This is a genomic window from Methanothermobacter sp. KEPCO-1 (genome assembly GCF_008033705.1).
GTDB lineage: Archaea > Methanobacteriota > Methanobacteria > Methanobacteriales > Methanothermobacteraceae > Methanothermobacter > Methanothermobacter marburgensis.
On record NZ_CP042937.1, the window covers coordinates 1,063,838 to 1,083,908 of the forward strand.

General features: G+C 49.4%; 24 protein-coding genes. 18 read left to right on the forward strand and 6 right to left on the reverse strand.

The features are described from left to right. Positions 1-139: 139 nt before the first annotated feature. Positions 140-1,432 carry a methyl-coenzyme M reductase glutamine C-methyltransferase gene (locus FVF72_RS05735; RefSeq protein WP_147671443.1) on the reverse strand — a complete coding sequence of 431 codons (1,293 nt, stop codon included), beginning with the start codon at positions 1,430-1,432 and terminating at the stop codon, positions 140-142. Then, positions 1,429-2,676: a methyl coenzyme M reductase-arginine methyltransferase Mmp10 gene (mmp10, locus tag FVF72_RS05740; protein ID WP_147671444.1), complete on the reverse strand. Its 1,248-nt coding sequence runs from the start codon at positions 2,674-2,676 to the stop codon at positions 1,429-1,431. The genes FVF72_RS05735 and mmp10 overlap by 4 nt, the downstream gene beginning before the upstream one ends. Before the next feature lie 305 nt (positions 2,677-2,981). Here mmp10 and mcrB point away from each other — a divergent pair, with 305 nt between their 5' ends. The 18 genes from mcrB to FVF72_RS05830 all read left to right on the forward strand — a co-directional run bounded on the left by mcrB (position 2,982) and on the right by FVF72_RS05830 (position 16,771). After that, positions 2,982-4,313: a coenzyme-B sulfoethylthiotransferase subunit beta gene (mcrB, locus tag FVF72_RS05745; protein ID WP_013296341.1), complete on the forward strand. Its 1,332-nt coding sequence runs from the start codon at positions 2,982-2,984 to the stop codon at positions 4,311-4,313. 31 nt (positions 4,314-4,344) lie between these two features. Next, positions 4,345-4,782, forward strand: a complete 438-nt coding sequence (gene mcrD / locus FVF72_RS05750) for a methyl-coenzyme M reductase operon protein D (protein WP_147671445.1) — start codon at positions 4,345-4,347, stop codon at positions 4,780-4,782. Beyond that, on the forward strand, positions 4,783-5,379 hold the full coding sequence (gene mcrC / locus FVF72_RS05755; protein WP_147671446.1) for a methyl-coenzyme M reductase I operon protein C: 597 nt from the start codon (positions 4,783-4,785) through the stop codon (positions 5,377-5,379). 1 nt (position 5,380) lies between these two features. Beyond that, entirely contained in the window at positions 5,381-6,130 is a 750-nt protein-coding gene (gene mcrG, locus FVF72_RS05760; protein WP_147671447.1) for a coenzyme-B sulfoethylthiotransferase subunit gamma, read from the forward strand. A gap of 19 nt (positions 6,131-6,149) precedes the next feature. Then, positions 6,150-7,802 (forward strand): coenzyme-B sulfoethylthiotransferase subunit alpha, encoded by a 1,653-nt coding sequence (gene mcrA / locus FVF72_RS05765; RefSeq protein WP_147671448.1) that lies wholly within the window; start codon positions 6,150-6,152, stop codon positions 7,800-7,802. Positions 7,803-7,885: 83 nt separating this feature from the next. Then, positions 7,886-8,773, forward strand: a complete 888-nt coding sequence (gene mtrE / locus FVF72_RS05770) for a tetrahydromethanopterin S-methyltransferase subunit E (protein ID WP_013296336.1) — start codon at positions 7,886-7,888, stop codon at positions 8,771-8,773. Continuing rightward, positions 8,774-9,475, forward strand: coding sequence for a tetrahydromethanopterin S-methyltransferase subunit D (gene mtrD / locus FVF72_RS05775; protein WP_013296335.1), 702 nt, complete (start codon positions 8,774-8,776; stop codon positions 9,473-9,475). After that, positions 9,475-10,278, forward strand: coding sequence for a tetrahydromethanopterin S-methyltransferase subunit MtrC (gene mtrC, locus FVF72_RS05780; protein ID WP_147671449.1), 804 nt, complete (start codon positions 9,475-9,477; stop codon positions 10,276-10,278). Before mtrD ends, mtrC begins: the two co-directional genes overlap by 1 nt. Before the next feature lie 11 nt (positions 10,279-10,289). Further along, positions 10,290-10,592, forward strand: coding sequence for a tetrahydromethanopterin S-methyltransferase subunit B (locus FVF72_RS05785; protein ID WP_147671450.1), 303 nt, complete (start codon positions 10,290-10,292; stop codon positions 10,590-10,592). 12 nt (positions 10,593-10,604) lie between these two features. Beyond that, complete coding sequence (gene mtrA, locus FVF72_RS05790) at positions 10,605-11,321, forward strand: tetrahydromethanopterin S-methyltransferase subunit A (RefSeq protein WP_013296332.1); 717 nt, start codon at positions 10,605-10,607, stop codon at positions 11,319-11,321. 12 nt (positions 11,322-11,333) lie between these two features. Further along, on the forward strand, positions 11,334-11,540 hold the full coding sequence (mtrF, locus tag FVF72_RS05795; RefSeq protein ID WP_013296331.1) for a tetrahydromethanopterin S-methyltransferase subunit F: 207 nt from the start codon (positions 11,334-11,336) through the stop codon (positions 11,538-11,540). Further along, the gene (mtrG, locus tag FVF72_RS05800; RefSeq protein WP_147671451.1) at positions 11,540-11,800 is read left to right on the forward strand and encodes a tetrahydromethanopterin S-methyltransferase subunit MtrG; all 261 of its coding nucleotides are present in this window, start codon (positions 11,540-11,542) and stop codon (positions 11,798-11,800) included. Before mtrF ends, mtrG begins: the two co-directional genes overlap by 1 nt. A 15-nt stretch (positions 11,801-11,815) precedes the next feature. Next, positions 11,816-12,748 (forward strand): tetrahydromethanopterin S-methyltransferase subunit H, encoded by a 933-nt coding sequence (gene mtrH, locus FVF72_RS05805; protein WP_147671452.1) that lies wholly within the window; start codon positions 11,816-11,818, stop codon positions 12,746-12,748. Positions 12,749-12,933: 185 nt separating this feature from the next. After that, entirely contained in the window at positions 12,934-13,890 is a 957-nt protein-coding gene (locus FVF72_RS05810; RefSeq protein ID WP_147671453.1) for a calcium/sodium antiporter, read from the forward strand. Between the two features lie 5 nt (positions 13,891-13,895). Then, positions 13,896-14,327 carry a universal stress protein gene (locus tag FVF72_RS05815; protein ID WP_147671454.1) on the forward strand — a complete coding sequence of 144 codons (432 nt, stop codon included), beginning with the start codon at positions 13,896-13,898 and terminating at the stop codon, positions 14,325-14,327. Positions 14,328-14,434: 107 nt separating this feature from the next. Beyond that, the gene (locus tag FVF72_RS05820) at positions 14,435-15,919 is read left to right on the forward strand and encodes a methanogenesis marker 14 protein (protein WP_147671455.1); all 1,485 of its coding nucleotides are present in this window, start codon (positions 14,435-14,437) and stop codon (positions 15,917-15,919) included. Then, positions 15,916-16,551 (forward strand): TIGR00454 family protein, encoded by a 636-nt coding sequence (locus FVF72_RS05825; RefSeq protein WP_147671456.1) that lies wholly within the window; start codon positions 15,916-15,918, stop codon positions 16,549-16,551. The genes FVF72_RS05820 and FVF72_RS05825 overlap by 4 nt, the downstream gene beginning before the upstream one ends. After that, positions 16,505-16,771: a PRC-barrel domain-containing protein gene (locus tag FVF72_RS05830; protein ID WP_010876775.1), complete on the forward strand. Its 267-nt coding sequence runs from the start codon at positions 16,505-16,507 to the stop codon at positions 16,769-16,771. The genes FVF72_RS05825 and FVF72_RS05830 overlap by 47 nt, the downstream gene beginning before the upstream one ends. A gap of 134 nt (positions 16,772-16,905) precedes the next feature. On the opposite strand, the gene FVF72_RS05835 is transcribed toward FVF72_RS05830, so the two are convergent. The 4 genes from FVF72_RS05835 to FVF72_RS05850 all read right to left on the reverse strand — a co-directional run bounded on the left by FVF72_RS05835 (position 16,906) and on the right by FVF72_RS05850 (position 20,058). Then, entirely contained in the window at positions 16,906-18,138 is a 1,233-nt protein-coding gene (locus FVF72_RS05835) for a SufD family Fe-S cluster assembly protein (protein ID WP_147671457.1), read from the reverse strand. Further along, complete coding sequence (gene sufC / locus FVF72_RS05840) at positions 18,120-18,875, reverse strand: Fe-S cluster assembly ATPase SufC (protein ID WP_048901230.1); 756 nt, start codon at positions 18,873-18,875, stop codon at positions 18,120-18,122. The genes FVF72_RS05835 and sufC overlap by 19 nt, the downstream gene beginning before the upstream one ends. A 68-nt stretch (positions 18,876-18,943) precedes the next feature. Further along, positions 18,944-19,423 (reverse strand): UPF0254 family protein, encoded by a 480-nt coding sequence (locus tag FVF72_RS05845; protein ID WP_013296322.1) that lies wholly within the window; start codon positions 19,421-19,423, stop codon positions 18,944-18,946. Beyond that, positions 19,420-20,058 carry a ThiF family adenylyltransferase gene (locus tag FVF72_RS05850; RefSeq protein WP_147671458.1) on the reverse strand — a complete coding sequence of 213 codons (639 nt, stop codon included), beginning with the start codon at positions 20,056-20,058 and terminating at the stop codon, positions 19,420-19,422. The genes FVF72_RS05845 and FVF72_RS05850 overlap by 4 nt, the downstream gene beginning before the upstream one ends. Positions 20,059-20,071: the final 13 nt, after the last annotated feature.

The following is a 20,071-nucleotide window of genomic DNA, read 5'->3' on the forward strand; positions in this document are numbered from 1 at the left end:
TTAGAAAAACAGCATGTCATGTCTGCAAAATTAATAATAGAAAAACCCGCATTTCGAATGAAGCTGATCTAGCACCAGAATTTTCAATTAAATGCCTCAGATTATTCTTCTCAGGAATTAAACTACATGGTTATGTGGCCTAAAGTTTCCTCTTCAACATATGTGTAACAGTTTCTATATGCTCCTGCTGATCCCTGGCCTCCTTCTTAAGTGACCTCAGGAGTTCATCGGTCACAGGGATGGGCATACTCCTGAATACGTATGAATCAAGCATGAAACCGAATGCCCTCTCCTCAGCCAGACTCCTGAACTTCCTGTCTGATGGCTCCATGAATACAGGGTTATCCTCATCTTCAAGGCCCTTAACCTCATCACCAAGTTCCGTGCCGGGTATCGGTTCAGCGATGCTCACAAAGTAGTCGTCGAGCATTAGCTCATCTGCAAGTTCCAGGGTCTCCTCATAGTCCCTTTCATCTTCACCGGGGTACCCCACTATGAAGGACCCTGCAACCTTCAGATTATGCTCCCTGGCAAGTTCAACAGCCTCAATAACATCCCCGGGTTTGATGCCCTTCTTCATCCTTCGGAGGATCCTTCTGCTCCCCGACTCTATACCATAGAACACCCAGCCATTGGTGTACTCTGATATGGCATCAAGGATCTCAGGGGTCACCATATCAACCCTTATATCAGGTACAGTCAGATTCCTGGGCCCTGTGATTCCACTTATCTCCCTGAGGAGCTCAGTGAATGCATCCTCATCAATACCCCTGAACCTGCTGCTCCCGTAGAGTGTTCCGGTTCCCCCGCTTATTGCAAACCTTCGGGCACCGGATTTCCTCAGTTCCCTGACCTCCACTATGATATCCTCCATGGGCCTGCTGCGGACCTCACGTCCAAAGAATTCCGGGACCTGGCAGAATGTGCAGTTACCGGGGCAGCCCCTGTGGGTTTCAATGTAGACACTGGCACCCCTTATGTTCTCCTGTGAAATATCTGCAGGCACAAGTGGGAGGGCCCTTTTCATGGAGCAGCGGGTCGGGTCATTGATTATAAACCCTTCAGGGGATTTAAATGCTGCTCCAGACATTTCAGATGCATCCAAACTTCCAGATGCAACCTCCATGGCCATCCCCACCTTATCCTCACCCTCACCCTGAATTACAAGGTCAACGTCGAGGTGGCGGAGTACAAGTTCAGGGTCCATGCTCACGGGACCCCCCACCACCCTGAAGCCCCTTATATTATTAATAATATCCCTGTACCTCAGGAGGTGGATGGTCGACTGGAGGCTTATGAACACCACATCTGCGCCGGTACCATCAAGGCCCTTCCTGAGTTCAACGCTGTATCCAAGGTCCCTCAAAACACCGGCAATGAGCATTGAACCGTAGGTGTAGTGCTCTGGTGTTAAAACAACCACACGAGTCATTCAGAAGCACCGAAGAAATTTATGGCCTGTATAAGTTCATAGAATGCTTCCATCTCCCGCTCTATAACATCATACTGGGACAGCGTACCGCTCATCTCCCCATCAACGGTGAGCCTTTCAGGACCCCTTATGACTATCCGGTCGGTACCGTCGCGGCTTAGAACCTCCTTTGCCTGCATTTCATGTACGAATGCCCTGCCAGGGATTATCACTGTTTCCTTAAGTTCGCTGAGGTCCACACCCTCTAGGTCCTTCCTGGTGATGAGGCATGCTATGTCCTTCTCAACACCAACAACGTTCACCATGTCCTCTGCCCCAAGGTTCCTTATTATCCTCCTTATGTAGGGGGCTGCAATGGATCCTGTGATTATGGTTGCCTCGCCCCTGATTTCAGGGAGGATCTCAAGGTACTCCCTGCTTGAGTCATCTGCAAGGACAAATGGAGTCCCGTTTTCAGGGTCACAGACAGGTGTCCCTGTAACCCTTAGATTGAACTCCCGGTCAACCATCCTGACAAGGTCCTCAAATTCCTGGACTGTGTGCGGCTCTATACCCTCAATTATTGGCCCATTGCCGAGTATCAGCCCCTGGTGCTCATAGTTTGCAAACCGCATCATTATGAATCCTCTGGCCCCCCACTCCTCAAGTCTGGAGCAGGTTTCAAGGAGGTCATCACCATCATTCACACCGGGTATGATCACTGCCGCAGCGTGGACCTCACAGGATTCACAGAATATCCTGAGGGCTTCCAGTGCATTTTCAGCGTTCTTATCACGCATCCACTCTCTCCTCAGGAGGGGGTCCGCTGAGAACACCGTGAAGGTTACCTCATCCACACCATTTCCAATGAGCCTGGATGCCAGTTCAGGGTCATCCATGCCCTTACCGCTGGTGTATCCCAGGTGTATGGGGATCCCAAACTCACTAAGCCCTGCTGTCAGTTCCTCAAGGTGGGGGTAGCAGCTCACATCACCCCCGCCGCTGATGTTTATCTTCAGGTCCTTATCCTGAAGGTTCTGCATCATAAGTGTTGTCTGCACATTACCCATGACAAGAAATGGGGGTAAAAATTCCCTTCCCCTCTCTGCAACATCAGTTCCACAGGTTTCACAGCCCACCCTCCCTGGGGAGCAGTTCCTGCAGCCGAAGGGTTCAAATTCCCCCACCTTTCTGAAGTAACAGTACCTGCAGAATCCCCTGCAGTCCTTGCCAGGTATACCACCCAAATCTGCTATTATCTGCATGTGCCTCTTTCTGTGCCGCGCCTTAAATATAATTTATTACCCTGCGGCCATCATACCTGCGGTGTGCATGATCATAAAAATCAACGCAGCCGTACAAAAAATCCATAAAACCCGAAGAAAACGTGTTGATACATATAAATCTTTCGACTTGATTCAGAAAGAAATCTTAATTAATTATGATCAAGTTAAATATGCACCGTATACTAAAACGGGTGTTTTAACACCCTCCAAGGGCCTTCTTGCCTTTCCTGAAAAGGGGGGTCTTGGATGTTTAGTATACGGAACTGATTGTTAGGAGGGAAAAAATGGCGAAGTTTGAGGATAAGGTCGACTTGTACGACGACAGAGGCAACCTCGTCGAAGAACAGGTGCCATTAGAAGCTCTAAGTCCATTAAGGAACCCCGCCATTAAAAGCATAGTGCAGGGGATTAAAAGGACAGTGGCTGTGAACCTTGAAGGTATAGAAAACGCCCTGAAGACAGCGAAGGTCGGTGGACCTGCCTGTAAGATAATGGGCCGCGAACTCGACCTCGACATTGTCGGGAACGCCGAGTCAATAGCAGCCGCTGCAAAGGAAATGATACAGGTGACTGAGGACGACGACACCAACGTCGAACTCCTTGGCGGAGGTAAAAGGGCACTCGTACAGGTCCCAAGTGCAAGGTTCGATGTTGCAGCAGAATACTCTGCAGCACCACTCGTAACCGCCACAGCATTTGTCCAGGCCATAATCAACGAGTTTGATGTTAGCATGTACGATGCTAACATGGTTAAAGCAGCCGTTCTGGGAAGATATCCACAGTCTGTGGAGTACATGGGGGCAAACATAGCAACAATGCTGGACATTCCACAGAAACTGGAAGGCCCAGGATACGCACTCAGGAACATCATGGTGAACCATGTTGTTGCAGCCACACTCAAAAACACACTCCAGGCAGCAGCACTATCAACCATACTTGAACAGACAGCAATGTTCGAGATGGGTGATGCTGTAGGAGCATTTGAGAGGATGCACCTCCTTGGACTTGCATACCAGGGAATGAACGCTGACAACCTGGTCTTTGACCTTGTTAAGGCCAACGGTAAAGAAGGTACAGTTGGATCAGTCATAGCAGACCTGGTTGAAAGGGCCCTGGAAGACGGTGTCATAAAGGTTGAGAAGGAACTCACAGACTACAAGGTCTACGGCACAGACGACCTTGCAATGTGGAACGCCTACGCAGCAGCCGGACTCATGGCAGCCACAATGGTTAACCAGGGTGCAGCAAGGGCAGCTCAGGGTGTATCATCAACTCTGCTCTACTACAACGACCTCATAGAATTCGAAACAGGACTGCCAAGCGTTGACTTCGGTAAAGTGGAAGGTACAGCTGTAGGATTTTCATTCTTCAGCCACTCCATCTACGGTGGTGGTGGACCAGGTATCTTCAACGGAAACCACATCGTTACAAGGCACAGTAAGGGATTCGCTATACCCTGCGTGGCAGCCGCAATGGCACTGGATGCAGGAACCCAGATGTTCTCACCAGAAGCAACCTCTGGACTCATAAAAGAAGTATTCAGCCAGGTTGACGAGTTCCGAGAACCACTCAAATATGTTGTGGAGGCAGCAGCTGAGATTAAAAACGAAATCTAAATAATCTCTCAGAACTGGGGGCAAAAAACCAATGGACGTTCAGATATTTCCTCACAGGCTGCTAGGGGCCGACACCACAGAGAAACTCCTTAACCGCCTTGAGGACATCCACGGCGTTAAACGAATGGTGATCCACGGACAGAGACTACCACCAGAGGACCACCCTGACAGGCGCATAATCAACGTTAAAGGCCAGGAATTTGAACTTCAGGTTAAAACTGGCCGTGTGCTGCTTGAAGTGGAGGACGAGGAGACAATAACCGATATCAAGAGGGTTTGCGAGGATCTCCTGCCCTTTGGATATGATGTTACTCCCGGCAAGTACATAAGAACACAGAAAACCGTCACAGACGAGATAAAGTACGGCGAGAACCTTGATGAGATTCCTGATGAACTCATCGGTCTCACGGATCAGAACGCCAGGCTCAGTGAAAGGGCCACAATAATAAAAAGAAAGAAGGAGCATTAGATGATCGGAAAGTGCACTCACGTGGTTGACTGTAGAGAGACAATGGGCATGGGTGAAGGTGGAGGAATAGCCCAGAGGGGCACCTTTGCCCAGTGCGGAAGTGAAGTTCTGGCAGTGGCAATGTCACCTGGCAGGCGCCACATAACCAAGCCTGTCTGCGAGATAACATTTGCCCTGAGGGAAGCAAACATAATGACCAGTACCCTGGTACTCAACGCAGGCGCAGGGGTTCCACAGGACGCTCCAAGTGCCGGTGCAGGGAGCCTCTTTGGATTAACACCTGCTGAAGTCGAGCAGATGAAGCGGCACAGACTCCTTGTGGTGCACCTTGGCGGAGTCAAGAACCACATCACCTACAAGGCACGCCTCATACTCAGAAACGTTGACCGCCCATGCATAATCATATGCGAATACCCTGTTGACTTTGAGGACTTTGCGAAGATAGGTGTCAAAACCAGGGCCGTAATGCCGGATGAACCAAAAACCAAGGGAACAATCGTTGACATCGTGAGTGGAGTTATTAGAGGAGAAACCTGTCCCCAGGAAAAACTGGATGAGATTATAAGAAAGGTTAAGTTAGCTTTAGGAGGTGCATGATATGGCACAATACTATCCCGGAACAACTAAGGTTGCTCAGAACAGAAGGAATTTCTGTAACCCTGAATACGAACTTGAAAAACTGAGAGAAATCTCAGATGAAGATGTAGTAAAGATTCTGGGTCACAGGGCCCCAGGGGAAGAATACCCAAGTGTTCACCCACCACTTGAAGAGATGGATGAACCAGAGGACGCAATAAGAGAAATGGTCGAACCAATAGACGGTGCAAAGGCCGGTGACAGGGTCAGATACATACAGTTCACAGACTCAATGTACTTCGCCCCAGCCCAGCCATATGTGAGGTCAAGGGCATACCTATGCAGGTACAGGGGTGCAGACGCAGGTACACTCTCAGGTCGTCAGATCATAGAGACCAGGGAGAGGGACCTTGAGAAGATATCCAAGGAACTCCTTGAAACAGAGTTCTTTGACCCTGCAAGGTCAGGTGTCAGGGGTAAATCTGTCCACGGACACTCACTGCGTCTCGATGAGGACGGTATGATGTTCGACATGCTCAGAAGGCAGATCTACAACAAAGACACCGGCAGAGTCGAAATGGTCAAAAACCAGATCGGTGACGAACTCGACGAACCCGTGGATCTTGGTGAACCACTGGATGAAGAAACCCTGATGGAAAAAACAACCATCTACCGCGTGGATGGTGAAGCCTACCGTGATGATGTGGAAGCCGTGGAGATCATGCAGAGAATCCACGTTTTAAGATCACAAGGAGGGTTCAACCCAGAATAATCCGGGGGAGGTGTAGATTATGGCTGACAAATTGTTCATAAATGCTTTAAAGAAAAAATTTGAAGAATCCCCTGAAGAGAAGAAAACCACATTCTACACACTTGGTGGCTGGAAACAGTCAGAAAGAAAAACCGAGTTTGTGAACGCTGGTAAAGAAGTGGCAGCAAAGAGGGGTATACCCCAGTACAACCCTGACATAGGTACCCCACTTGGTCAGAGGGTGCTCATGCCCTACCAGGTTTCAACAACAGATACCTATGTTGAAGGGGACGACCTCCACTTCGTAAACAACGCTGCCATGCAGCAGATGTGGGACGACATAAGGAGGACCGTTATTGTCGGTCTGAACCACGCCCACGCTGTTATAGAAAAGAGGCTGGGTAAGGAGGTCACACCTGAGACCATAACCCACTACCTTGAAACAGTGAACCACGCAATGCCAGGTGCAGCTGTCGTCCAGGAGCACATGGTGGAAACCCACCCTGCACTGGTGGCAGACAGTTACGTCAAAGTATTCACAGGTAACGACGAAATAGCAGACGAAATCGACCCTGCATTCGTCATAGACATAAACAAACAGTTCCCAGAAGACCAGGCAGAAACCCTCAAGGCAGAGGTTGGTGACGGAATCTGGCAGGTCGTCAGGATCCCAACCATAGTATCAAGGACCTGTGACGGTGCAACAACCTCACGATGGTCCGCCATGCAGATCGGTATGTCCATGATTTCAGCCTACAAACAGGCAGCAGGTGAAGCCGCAACAGGTGACTTCGCATACGCTGCAAAACACGCTGAAGTCATACACATGGGTACATACCTGCCTGTGAGACGTGCAAGGGGTGAAAACGAGCCTGGTGGTGTACCATTCGGTTACCTTGCAGACATCTGTCAGAGCTCAAGGGTCAACTATGATGACCCTGTCAGGGTGACACTGGACGTTGTGGCAACCGGTGCAATGCTCTACGACCAGATCTGGCTAGGATCATACATGTCAGGTGGTGTCGGATTCACCCAGTACGCCACAGCAGCATACACAGACAACATACTTGACGACTTCACCTACTTCGGTAAGGAGTACGTGGAAGACAAGTATGGACTCTGTGAGGCACCAAACAACATGGACACCGTCCTGGACGTTGCAAGTGAGGTCACATTCTACGGCCTTGAACAGTACGAGGAATACCCAGCACTCCTCGAGGACCAGTTCGGTGGATCACAGAGGGCAGCAGTCGTTGCAGCTGCAGCAGGATGTTCAACAGCATTCGCAACAGCAAACGCCCAGACAGGTCTCAGCGGATGGTACCTCTCAATGTACCTCCACAAGGAACAGCACTCAAGGCTCGGATTCTACGGTTACGACCTCCAGGACCAGTGTGGTGCATCCAACGTCTTCTCAATAAGGGGCGACGAGGGACTGCCACTGGAGCTTCGTGGACCTAACTATCCAAACTACGCCATGAACGTGGGACACCAGGGTGAATACGCAGGTATATCACAGGCACCACACGCCGTCCGTGGAGACGCCTTCGTGTTCAACCCACTGGTGAAAATAGCCTTTGCAGACGACAACCTCGTCTTCGACTTCACCAACGTCCGTGGCGAATTCGCCAAAGGTGCTCTGCGAGAGTTCGAACCAGCCGGTGAAAGAGCACTCATAACACCCGCAAAATAGATTAACGAAGGTGCATTACACAAACTTTTTAAGTGTAATGCACCTAATTTTTTTTATTCAAAAAAATAAAAGGAGGAAGAAATATGGACCCTATGATAACAGGTTTAGGTGTTGTAGCTCTCATGGGTGCAGCTGCAACCATAGCAGGAGCCGCAGAGGACTTAGAGTCTGACGTAGGATCCCAGAGTAACCCCAACTCACAGGTTCAGCTGGCACCACAGATGGGACACCTGCACCGAATAATCAACAAGGCCGTTTCAGGGGAACCCGTTGCCTACGGAACCTGGTGCGGAATTGCTGGTTCAGTTGCATTTGTCCTTATGAATTCAATGCAGCTACCTGTGATAATGGCCATTGCAATCGGTGCTGTAATTGCCGCAATGGTACACACAACCTACGCTGTAACATCCCACATGGGACGAATTGTCAGCCAGTCCCAGTTCAACCAGCCACTCTTCATGGACATGCTGGTTCAGCATTTAGGCCCAATTGCAGGGCATGGCTTTATTGTGACATTCTGTACTGTAGGATTATCATATCTCATGACATTACCGATCCCTGGATTTGCACACCCATTCCCACTGCCACTTCTTGCAGTGCTCTGGGGTATAACAATAGGTGCAATCGGTTCATCAACAGGGGACGTCCACTACGGTGCTGAAAGGGAGTACCAGCAGTACCCATTCGGTGGAGGTATACCTGTTGCGATTCACGGTGACATAACAACAAAGGCAGAGCTCGGAGCAAGAAACTCAATGGACGTTGTTCACTTCTGTGCAAAGTACGGCGGACCCCTAACAGGATTCGCATTCGGTGCAATAGTATTCCTCAGCTTCTGGAACACAATAGTCTTCGGCATAACCGGCGGAATAATATCCGGTCTCATAATAGTCTTGTTACTGATAATCCTCAACAACAGACTTGAAGTCTTTGCAAGAAACAGATATGGACCATACAAGGAGGAAGAATAAATGGATCCATTACTACTGATAGGAGCTATAACCGCTGGAGGAGTACTCATAGGTGGAGGTGTTCACTTCGTACCTGTGGGTGGTGCGCCAGCAGCTATGGCAACAGCCACAGGTGTGGGTACCGGTACAGCAATGCTTGCTGCAGGTGCGGGTCTCACAGGACTCATAACCGCCGCAGCTATGACCGGACAGTCACCCCTCATGATAATGGCTGCCGGTGCAGTTGGTTCAATGCTCATGATAGGTATCACCATGCTGGTGGGTAACCTGATCTACGTCTTTGGTGTGGGTACCGTCCCGGTATCTGCAAAGGTCAGTGTGGACCCAATCACAGGCATGGAACAGGAAAAATACGTCACCCCAGGTACCGAGGGGCATGGTCTTCCAACGGTCTGTTTTGTCAGCGGTATAATAGGAGGAGCCCTCGGTGGAATTGGTGGTGGGCTCATCTACTGGGCACTCAACGAGGCCCTCAAGACCCTGTCATATGGTGCAATGGGTGCTGCAGGTGTTGCAGCAATCTTTGCCGTGGGTATATTCTTCATAAACGCGGTTATTGCATCATACAACATTGGAGGTACAATAGAAGGTTTCCACGATCCTAAATTCAAGAGGATCGGCAGGGGAATAGTTGCATGTCTCATAGCCTCCATTGTTGCAGGGGCCCTTTCAACATTACTCGTATACGGAGGTGTCTTCTAATGTCAGTAGCAGCTGGAGGACCGGCCGGCGCAGCCATACCTGAGAGCAGGCTCATGGCACTTGGAATACTGGGCGGACTTGCAGGTATATACGCATCCGCAGTTAACCCGGTCATAGGACCCGTCCTGGCATCCCTTGGAGCCGTCTGTGCAATAGTATGGGGTGCAGACGCCATAAGGAGGGTTGCAAGTTACGGTCTCGGTACAGGTGTACCATCAATCGGGTACATGTCAGTTGCAATAGGTATAGTTGGCGTGGTCGCTGGTCTTGCATCAGTGTTTGTGGTACCCGCCATCGCAGTACCTGTTGTTGCACTGATACTGGCAATGATACTCGGTGTGGTTGTGGCTGTACTGGGTAAGAAGATAGTTAAGATGAAAATCCCAATCCTCGAGAAGTGCACCGCGGAGATCTCAGGCGCAGCAGCACTTTCAGTCCTTGGATTCTCAGCAGCCATTGCAGGTAGCTACACACTTCAGGCAATGCTCACATCAGTCATAACAACAGGATTCATAGGGCTGCTATTCATCCTCAACACAATGGCAATCCAGCACCCATTCAACGCATGTCTTGGACCAAATGAGAACCAGACAAGGACACTGAAACTTGCAGCATCCACAGGGTTCATATCAATGGCCATCGTGGGCCTACTTGGAATAGGGCTCAACCCTGGCTGGTGGGTTGTTTCACTTGTCGGTGCACTATGCTGGATACTGGCATTCAGGGCATTCGTGAGCGCATCCTTCGAGGAAGCAGCATCCGTGAAATGGTCAGGTCTCTGGCCTAAGGAGGAAGAGCACTAGGAGGCTTAAAAATGGAAATGTTACCACTTGTTAAGATCGCTCCGGAATACAACCTGACCCTTGATCCTTCCACCGGTATGATAGGGGCTGCCCTTGGAAGGGAAGTCATAATATTATCCATGGACGAAATAAACGAACAGATAGCTGCATTAGAGGCTACAGCAGATGATCTGATTAACTCACTGGACCCCACAACCATCCCTGAGGGTTCCTACCCTGGAAGGGAAGGCGTATACCTGACAGCGGGTAAACTCACCAACATGGTTTACGGGTTCATACTTGGTCTGATCATCCTGTTTGCCCTGCTCTTATAGGAGGTGTTATAAGTGGTTGAAAAGAAATCACCTGCTGAAGGATGGCCTGTGGTCAACGGTGACTACATCGTGGGCGACCCTGAAAGTCCTGTGGCTGCCACCACCCTCGCCTCACACATTGAGGACATACCTGTTGAGGCAGGAGCTGCCATCGCAGGGCCATGCAAGACAGAGAACCTCGGAATCGAAAAGATGATCGCAAACCTCATATCCAACCCCAACATCAGGTTCCTTATACTCTGCGGTTCAGAGGTACAGGGACACATCACAGGTCAGAGTATAGAGGCCCTGCACCAGAACGGTGTGGACCCTGATAAGAGGAACATCATCGGCGCAACCGGTGCCATTCCATACATTGAAAACATACCTGATGAGGGTATTGAGAGGTTCCAGAAACAGCTGGAGATCGTCAACCTCATAGACGTTGAGGACGCCGACGCCATCAAGGCCAAGGTCAAGGAATGCATCGAGAAGGACCCAGGTGCATTCGAAGAAGAGGCCATGATCATAAAGGTCGAGGAAGGCGGAGAAGAAGAGGAAGGCGAAGAGGTCAAACCTGTGGCACCAGAAACAGCCCTTATTGAGGCCAGGATGAGGAACATCCAGACACAGGTTAAAATGATAGGTTCCACCAACAGAATGTTCGCCGGTATGTACTCAGGTAAGGTTCAGGGTATAATGATAGGTCTTGCCTTCACCCTGACACTGGGTATACTTCTACTGGTCTAGGGAGGCTTCCAGATGATTATACTATCCAACAAACCAAATATACGTGGCATTAAAAACGTTGTAGAGGACATAAAATACCGAAACCAGCTCATCGGTAGAGATGGCAGGTTATTTGCAGGTCTCATAGCCACAAGGATTTCAGGTATAGCCATAGGGTTCCTCCTGGCTGTCCTCCTTGTTGGTGTGCCTGCAATGATGAGCATATTAGGGGTGATCTGATGTCAGAGGAAGAAAAAACCACAATACCCCGCGTACTTGTCTCTGCTGATGAATTCAACAAGGCCAATGATAAACTGGATGAAATAGAGGAAAAGGTGGAGTTCACTGTCGGTGAGTACTCACAGCGCATAGGACAGCAGATCGGTAGAGATATTGGTATTTTATATGGTATTGTGATAGGTCTGATTATCCTTGCAGTAACCAACATACTGTTTGCAGGATTGTTAAAAGGACTTTTAAAATCCCTATTCGGACTATAGCTTGGAGGTTTACATATGTTTAGGTTTGATAAGGAACAGATCGTACTGGACATAGCTGGAACCAAAATTGGTGGTCAGCCAGGAGAGTACCCAACCGTATTAGCAGGAACAATATTTTATGGTGGACACAGCATCATTGAAGATGAAAAGGCAGGTGTCTTTGACAAGGACAAGGCAGAGACCCTCATAAAGACACAGGAAGAGATGTCAGATGTCACAGGTAACCCACACATCGTACAGACCTTCGGTCAGACACCTGAGGCAATAGTCAAGTACCTTGAATTCGTGGGTGACATCACCGACGCACCATTCTTCATAGACTCAACATCCGGTGAGGCAAGGATCGCCGGTGCAGAGTACGCCAGTGAAGTTGGCCTTGAAGACAGGGCCATCTACAACTCAGTCAACATGGCCGCCGACGAGTCAGAACTCGAAGCACTCAAGAACACAAAACTCTCAGCTTCAATCGTCCTGGGATTCAACCCAATGGACCCCACAGTTGAGGGTAAAATTGGAATCTGGGAAGACGGTGCAGGTACAATAGACAAGGGTCTTCTTGAAATGGCCGCCGACTGTGGTATCGACAAGTACCTCATGGACGTTGCAGTTACACCACTCGGTCAGGGTGCAGGTGTTGCTGTGAGGACCTCATTTGCAGTTAAGAGCAAATGGGGATACCCTGTTGGTAGCGGTATCCACAACGTGCCATCAGCCTGGGACTGGCTCCGTGAGTACAAGAAGGAACACAAAGAAGCGTGGCCTGTATGTGACGTTGGATCCAACCTGATCCAGCAGATGGCCGGTGGTGACTTCGTACTGTACGGCCCAATAGAAAATGCCAAAATGGCATTCCCAGCCTGTGCAATGGCCGACATATTCATAAGCGAAGCAGCCAAGGACATAGGCACCGAGGCTGTGGAAGACCACCCATTCTTCAAGCTGCTCTAGGAGCAGCCAGAAATTATTATTTTTTTTCAACTGTTGTTATTACTAAATAATTTGTTTTTATTATAATGGAATGTTTTAAATAGAAGAAAACGGCAACATATTTCCGACACAAAGTTTTAAGTGTCAATATGCAATTAATATACTGGTCTTGAGGGAATGGAAGAAAGTTTTTCAGTGGTGATAACTTGCTTGGAAATGTATTGATTCTTATAGCTGCACTGGTGGTCTCACTGATTCTGGTTATAAAATCTGCAGATGTCTTTGTGGACAACCTTGTGGATCTTGGATCCTCACTGGGCATATCTGAAGTTATACTTGGTGTTACAGCATCTGCCATTGGAACTTCACTGCCTGAATTTGGTTCGGCACTCATAGCCTCACTTTCAGGCAGTACAGACATAGGGGTTGGCTGTGTCATAGGTTCAAACATATGGAACATTGCAGGTATACTCGGGATATCTGCACTGGTTGCAGGGGTCATAGAGACAAACGCCGATGGACTGAAAAGGGACTTCAGCGCCACCCTCATGACAGGGTTGATACTACTCTTTTTCATGTTCTTCGGGAATATAGGGAGGCTTGCAGCGGCTGCAATGGTGCTTCTTTACTCTGTTTACCTCTGGAGACTCCTAAAGGCCCAGAAATCATATTCTGATGAGAATTCCCATGAAACTCAGAGGGAACCACTTGACCTTAAAAAACTTGCCCTTACGGTTGTAGGTTTCACTGGTCTTGTTATAGGCTGCAGAATCCTGGTATACAGTGGTGTGGAACTTGCAGACATTGCAGGGATACCAGCCATGATAATGGGTCTCTTCACACTGGCCATAGGTACAAGTATACCGGAACTTGTGGTTACACTCTCATCTGCAGTGAAGGGCCTCCATGAGCTCTCAATAGGCACGGTACTTGGAAGCAACACCTTCAACATACTTGTGGGTATAGGTGTCCCTGCTCTCATAGCCCCGGTGCCTGTTGAACCTCTCTCACTCAGATTTGACGCACCAATCATGATACTTGTGACGGCACTCCTGGTGCTACTTATAAAGCAGGGGGACATGAAACTTAAAAGGAGTGGAGGCATAATCTTACTTGCAGTATACATATCATACGTTGTCATGAGACTCTTTGTACTGGCGTGATTGAAATGTACAGAAAAATTCTGGTTCCAACAATGGGAGAATACATGGACGAACTCATAGAGCACACCCTGGACCTCCTCCATGGAAGGGAGGCGGAGGTTATATGCCTCTACGTGGTTGATACCTCTGTACCCTTCCTCACCCCAAAGAAGGTTAAGGAGATGATGGTTAAGGAGTTAACAGAGAGGGGTAAGGAGATCCTCAGGGACATGGAGAAGGGACTCACAGTTCCGGAGAACCCCAACGTGAAGTTCAGGGGGGTCATGCTCGAGGGAGACCCCGCAGATGAAATAGTTAAACTTGCAGAGGAGGAGGACGTGGACGTCATCATAATGGGTACAGGTAAGAGTCTGGTTGACAAGCACCTCCTTGGCAGTGTGTCAGAGAAGGTGGTACATTACGCACCCTGCACCATACACCTGGTGAGGACGGTTTAGTTAAATCCCACAGGACACTCCCTTTTATTATTTTTCATCTGGATTTATTCATAAAATTTATATTATCCCCCCAGATACAATATTACATTAAATCAGGGGGTAATCAGTTGTCATTTTTGAGCAGACTATTTGGTCCAAAGCCAATTATTGCAAAGAGCAGATTCATAAGCATAGAGGATACAAAAACAGCACCATTCACAAAGAAAACCGTGGGGTCCGGTTACTCAATGCGCCCGGACGTCTACTACATCGTGGCATCGGTTGAACTGGGTAACACAACAACCAAGTGTATACTGATAGCCACCAACCTCAACACAAGCAGAACATACCTCCTTGATAAGACCGTGAAGATGACCCGTGACATAAGACCCCCTAAGGAGGGCGAGGAGGTATTCGGTAAGACGGTATGGGGTGTTGAACTCACAAAGGAATCTGTCTCTGAACTGGTGCGGGACACAATACATGAGTCCCTCAGAAGGGCTAAGGTTGACATAGAAAAGGACCTTGACTTCGTGGTGAGGTCAACTGGTGTTACAGCCGGCTTTGGATCACCTGAGGAGGTGGGTAAACTCATAATAGCCCTTGCAGATGGCTGTCTCGCAGCAGGAATACCCCCACGGAAAATGGCCCCAGCCCTCTCCATAGAGAACATCCCCAAACGCCTCAGGGACTTCTCATACCTTGACAGGGTCATATTCGATGGCGCGGTTGCAAGTGTCATACCCCCAACAGGAAGGGAGGTCGTTGCAAATGAGATGGAGGGCGAACTTGTAACCGCGGGTATCAAGGTGGGCTCAAAGTGGACAACTGTTGATTACAGAAACCCCTGCGTCTCCCTGGACTTCGGGACAACCCTTGCAGGCAGAATAGTCAATTCCGATGAACCCTACGCAAGGACAATTGGAAACTTCTGCGGCCTCGCAGGTGCAATATCCGACGCCATAATCAGGGGAACCGAAATGGTGGACTGCAGGGGTGGGGCCGCACTTGACCTCTACAAGAAATCCGTGCTGAAGGGAGCCAACTGGAAGAATGCCAGGAAACACGCCGAGATGATACACGATGAAATAATCGATATAAGAAAGGTGCCCGTAAACAGGAAAAGGTTCGGTACAGTCCCTGTGGATACAGAGGCTGCATACAGCGCAGGGACAACTCTGATAGGGTGCGACGCCGGTAAGAACGGGGATAAACTTCAGGAACTGACAGAGATTGGACATAACATATACCAGGAGGACGGCATACATACACTCTTTGCCACACTGGACCATGTGAGTGCACTGATAGTCAAGAGGCTGATAGATGAGGCATTTGATGAGGGTGTCATCGAGGAGGGCTCGGTCCTTGGGGTTACAGGAAGGGCAGGTATAACAGGCACAAAACCCAAACTCATACTGGAATATGTGGGCAATCGCTTCAAGGACTGCATATTTGTATCCGATGCCCTTGCACTCGGGGCGGCTGTCATGGCGAGGTGCATGAACTCCATGGGAACACCCCACACTCCACTCGGCGGAAGGCAGAACGGCCCATGCATACTGGGAATGAGGAGAAAGCTCCAGTCAAAGAAAGAGGATAAATGGATTGAATGATCATGCTGGCCCTTGTAATGGCTGGTGGGAAGGGAACACGTCTGGGACTTGAATGTGAAAAGCCCCTCCTTGAGATATCTGGACGGCCGATGATAGATTATGTCCTTGATAGCCTTGATTCTTCCAGGGGCGTCCATGAGATAATGGTTGTAACGAGCCCAAATACACCCCTCACAGAGGAACATGTAGAGGGTAGGTACGCTGTATTCAGGACATCAGGGAGGGGTTACGTTGATGACCTCCAGGAGGTTCTCTCGTACCTTGAGGAATCCCGTAATGAACCTGTTCTGGTTATAAATGCGGATCTACCGCTGATCTCCCCATCAACCATTGACTGGATAATAGGGGAGTACCTGGCGGGTGGTGAGGAGGCCCTCTGCGTGGCTGTACCTGAAAAACTCTGCAGAACGCATGGGCTCGAGTTTTCAGATTCAATGGATGGATTAGTACCCTGCGGGGTAAATATATTAATGAGTAAAAACAGAGTACAAGATCAGAGGATCCTTGAGGTTTCCATGCTGGAGCTGGCAGTGAACATAAATAGCTGCAGTGATCTGCATGTCCTGGAAAAATTAGGTGAGAATGATGGAAGAGAAGAAACTCATAAAAGGGGAAGAGAAGTACTGGAGTGAAATAAAGGGCTACCAGGTTGCAACCAACAATGCACGTATCCTTGGGGAGCTTGAGGAGCTCATAATCAACGATAAAACAGGAAAAATAACAGACGTTGTCATTAAGGTTGACAGCGGGAGAAACGTGACAGTCAAGGGCGCCAAGAAGAAGGGCGACTACCTCCTTGTCCCGTTCGGGAAGGTTGAGAAGGTTGGCGAGTTCATAATAATCGCAGAATAAGTTGATATTATCTGATTCGTTAGCCCTCCATCTTAACTTATTCTTTAAGAAATAGATAGTTTTTATTATCCGTTTCGTCTCTTAATTTACTCTTTAAAAAATGAGTTATATCGCCGGACACAGATCCAGCAATATCACATACCCTTGAGGCTCATATCAAGCATTCTCTTTGTTTCAGCCGCCAGTTCAGGTGGAAGGCCAGTTATATCCATACTCAGGAATCCCCTCACAATCATTGAAGCGGCCTCCTCCTCTGTAAGACCCCTTGAGGTCAGGTACATGACTTCCTCCTCGGCTATCTTACCCACTGCGGCCTCATGTGACATCTCAAGGTCCGTCGCACTTCCCTCAAGTTCAGGAACCGCGTATATCATGGAGTCATCTGAGAGTACAAGGCCATGGCATTCAAGGTGCCCCTTGACCTCTGGCACACGACCAGCCAGGTGACCCCTTGAGTATATCTGGGATGAATCCTTTGAGACTGCACGTGAAACTATCTCTGCACTTGAGCCCTTACCCTCAAGGATGACCCTTGATCCCACATCAAGGACAGAATCCTTCTGCCCCCCAAGTATTGACTGGAACACAACCCTTGAGTTCTCACCGCTGCAGTAGGCCGTTGGGTAGGACTGGATGCTCTTCACAGGGCTTGTGAGTATGTAGTTGTTTATGTAGGTTGCGTTATCACCCACCATTATACCGGTACGTGGGCGTACCTCAACCTGTTCAGCCCAGTTGTGTACCATTGTGAATGTTATCTTGGCACCCGGCTTCAGATAGAATTCAGATACACCAACGTGCAGTGCTGAACTAACATCCTCACCGGTGGCACAACCTGTTATTATGTGCAGCTCAGAGTTCTCCTCGGCAATCACTATATTATGGGCTGTCTGCATGACCCGCTCGTCGCCTATGAACATGCATGCCTGAAGCGGGAATACCTCACGTGCACCGGGCTTTGACCTTATGAAGTAGCCCCCCATCTCTCCCTCAGCCTCCCTGAGGGCCGTTGTGGCTGTGTACTTGTCGGTGTCAACTGCGACGGCCTTCCACATGTAGTCCTTGAGCCAGCTGTACTTATCGAGGGCAACATTCATGCCCATGATCTCGATTGACTCTGAGGCGCATGTTGTGCAGATGCCTGACTGGTCAATCTGTATGAATGTACCTGCACGTTCCCTCTCCTCAGGGTCCACACCAACCCTCAGGAGGGTCTCCTGGACCTCCTTTGGAACCTCCTTGGCCCTTGTCACCTCCTCGTGTTCACCAGCCTCTTCCCTTATGAACCTTTCAAGGTCGATGTCCTCACCGTAGAGCGCCTTCTTGTCCTTTGCCTTCTCAGCCTTCTTCAGTGTATCCCGCAGCATTCAACACACCCCTTGAATCCATCCTTCCTTATATCATCAATTATCTCCCGGGGGTTACCTGAACATGCAATACGGCCGTCCATGAGGACATGGGCGGTGTCGGCATTCACAAAGTTCAGTATGTAGCCCAGGTGGGTTATTAGGAGCCCCGCCTTTTCCCTCATACCCGGCTTCTTGTCCTTGTCCAGCAGGACGTTGATCTCCTCTGCAAGGAGTTCAACGTTTTCTATGTCCACACCTGAGTCGGGCTCGTCAAACATTATGAAGTCGGGTTTCTGTGCAAGTAGCTGGAGGATCTCGGACCTCTTCACCTCACCCCCTGAGAATCCAAGGTTAACATCCCTTTCAAGGAAGCTCTCATCGAATTTCATCCGCGCTGCAAGTTCCCTGAGTTCGGGTGTCAGATCATCCTCTGTGTTGAGGCCACTTTCAACCTTGAGGAGGTCCATGAGCCTTACACCCCTTATGGATGGGGGGTTCTGGAAGCTCACACCGATACCCATCCTCACCCGCTCGGTTGTACTCATATCGGTTATATCCTTTCCCTTGAATAGTATCTGGCCATTTGTGACCCTGTACTTTGGAAAGCCGAGGATTGTCATAAAGAGGGTGCTCTTCCCTGAGCCGTTGGGTCCCAGAAGGACATGTGTTTCGCCCCTGTCGATGTAGAGGTCTATGTCCCTGAGGACCTGTTTTCCGCTAACCTCGACCGCAAGGTCGGTTATTTCAAGAAGCAGTTAAACCACCACCTATTATTTTTCCCTTAGGATAGTATAACGTGGATACAATAAATAACTTTCTGATATTATGGGGGGCTGATAAAGGATTCAAATAACTCCAGCGCCCTCCTTATCCCTGATTCCTGTCTTGCAAGAATCTCATTTGCCCCTGAAAATCTGAGGTCTGCCTCCACATCAGAGTTTATAACCTCCTCCCTGTCATCTGATACAACAGCAATACCACCCCTCCCTGTACCAGCGGTTGTACCTATACCTATATCCGCGCCTGTCAGCCTTCTGACAGAGCGGGCCATCATGAGGGCCACCCTTTCATCCTCCTTTTCAGTGTAAACCTTTATGTCATTGAGGGTGGCAGAGGGTTCTGGAGGCTCAAATCTGAGGATGCTCCGCACACCTGAAAGTGTGGGTATGAAGAGGCCAGCCACGAGTGAGACCTCAGCGTCAACCCTCCACAGGTAGTTCATGGGGTAACCCATGGAGTAGGCGTGTATCTCCCTTGCAACGATGCCATGGGTGAAGCACTCTGCTGTGGCAACCCTTATCATCTCTGAGCACCCCGAAGGAGTTTGAGTATCTCTGCCGTCATAACCTCTGAGACCCTGTCCAGGACGTGGGGTGTTACAGGCTCCCAGTCCCTTATGAGTTTACCTGTACCCACAAGGACGTGCTCGTGGATACCCTCAGCCTGCAGATATGCTGCAATGGGGTTTTCAGGGTCAGCTTCATCTATATCCACCACTGAGACGTCCTCTTCACCTATCCCAAATACTCCCATGGTGCTGATGGTGGCTGCCCCCCTCTCCTGGGCATACCGGATTATCTCTGTGGTGATGGGCAGGGTATCACCCCCCGCAATCTCCACACAGACCACATCCCCTCCTATGAGTCTAAGGTTGTCCCCTGTGATGTACTCGGGTATGCCCTGAACGGTCCTTGAAAAGCCATCACAGGCGAGGGATTCAATGAACTTCACCTTGTATTCACCTATCTTCGCCCCCATGAGGCGGAATATCAGGTCATCTGCAGATACCTTCTGGCCGTCGATGACCTTTATCCTTTCAGGGCCCCCACGGTGGATCTGCATGAGGTTGAGGGCGGTGCGAAAGCCCAGCCTCCCTGCACCGACAAGTGTGACCTCTCCACGGGGCACCTTTTTATCTTCAAGTTTAGAAATCTCCAATCATATCACCCGC

Coding starts and splice junctions, on each gene's coding strand:
- FVF72_RS05735 (WP_147671443.1), bottom strand. CDS start 1,432: ATGACTCGTGTGGTTGTTTTAACACCAGAGCACTACACCTACGGTTCA.
- mmp10 (WP_147671444.1), bottom strand. CDS start 2,676: ATGCAGATAATAGCAGATTTGGGTGGTATACCTGGCAAGGACTGCAGG.
- mcrB (WP_013296341.1), top strand. CDS start 2,982: ATGGCGAAGTTTGAGGATAAGGTCGACTTGTACGACGACAGAGGCAAC.
- mcrD (WP_147671445.1), top strand. CDS start 4,345: ATGGACGTTCAGATATTTCCTCACAGGCTGCTAGGGGCCGACACCACA.
- mcrC (WP_147671446.1), top strand. CDS start 4,783: ATGATCGGAAAGTGCACTCACGTGGTTGACTGTAGAGAGACAATGGGC.
- mcrG (WP_147671447.1), top strand. CDS start 5,381: ATGGCACAATACTATCCCGGAACAACTAAGGTTGCTCAGAACAGAAGG.
- mcrA (WP_147671448.1), top strand. CDS start 6,150: ATGGCTGACAAATTGTTCATAAATGCTTTAAAGAAAAAATTTGAAGAA.
- mtrE (WP_013296336.1), top strand. CDS start 7,886: ATGGACCCTATGATAACAGGTTTAGGTGTTGTAGCTCTCATGGGTGCA.
- mtrD (WP_013296335.1), top strand. CDS start 8,774: ATGGATCCATTACTACTGATAGGAGCTATAACCGCTGGAGGAGTACTC.
- mtrC (WP_147671449.1), top strand. CDS start 9,475: ATGTCAGTAGCAGCTGGAGGACCGGCCGGCGCAGCCATACCTGAGAGC.
- FVF72_RS05785 (WP_147671450.1), top strand. CDS start 10,290: ATGGAAATGTTACCACTTGTTAAGATCGCTCCGGAATACAACCTGACC.
- mtrF (WP_013296331.1), top strand. CDS start 11,334: ATGATTATACTATCCAACAAACCAAATATACGTGGCATTAAAAACGTT.
- mtrG (WP_147671451.1), top strand. CDS start 11,540: ATGTCAGAGGAAGAAAAAACCACAATACCCCGCGTACTTGTCTCTGCT.
- mtrH (WP_147671452.1), top strand. CDS start 11,816: ATGTTTAGGTTTGATAAGGAACAGATCGTACTGGACATAGCTGGAACC.
- FVF72_RS05815 (WP_147671454.1), top strand. CDS start 13,896: ATGTACAGAAAAATTCTGGTTCCAACAATGGGAGAATACATGGACGAA.
- FVF72_RS05825 (WP_147671456.1), top strand. CDS start 15,916: ATGATCATGCTGGCCCTTGTAATGGCTGGTGGGAAGGGAACACGTCTG.
- FVF72_RS05830 (WP_010876775.1), top strand. CDS start 16,505: ATGGAAGAGAAGAAACTCATAAAAGGGGAAGAGAAGTACTGGAGTGAA.
- FVF72_RS05835 (WP_147671457.1), bottom strand. CDS start 18,138: ATGCTGCGGGATACACTGAAGAAGGCTGAGAAGGCAAAGGACAAGAAG.
- FVF72_RS05845 (WP_013296322.1), bottom strand. CDS start 19,423: ATGATAAGGGTTGCCACAGCAGAGTGCTTCACCCATGGCATCGTTGCA.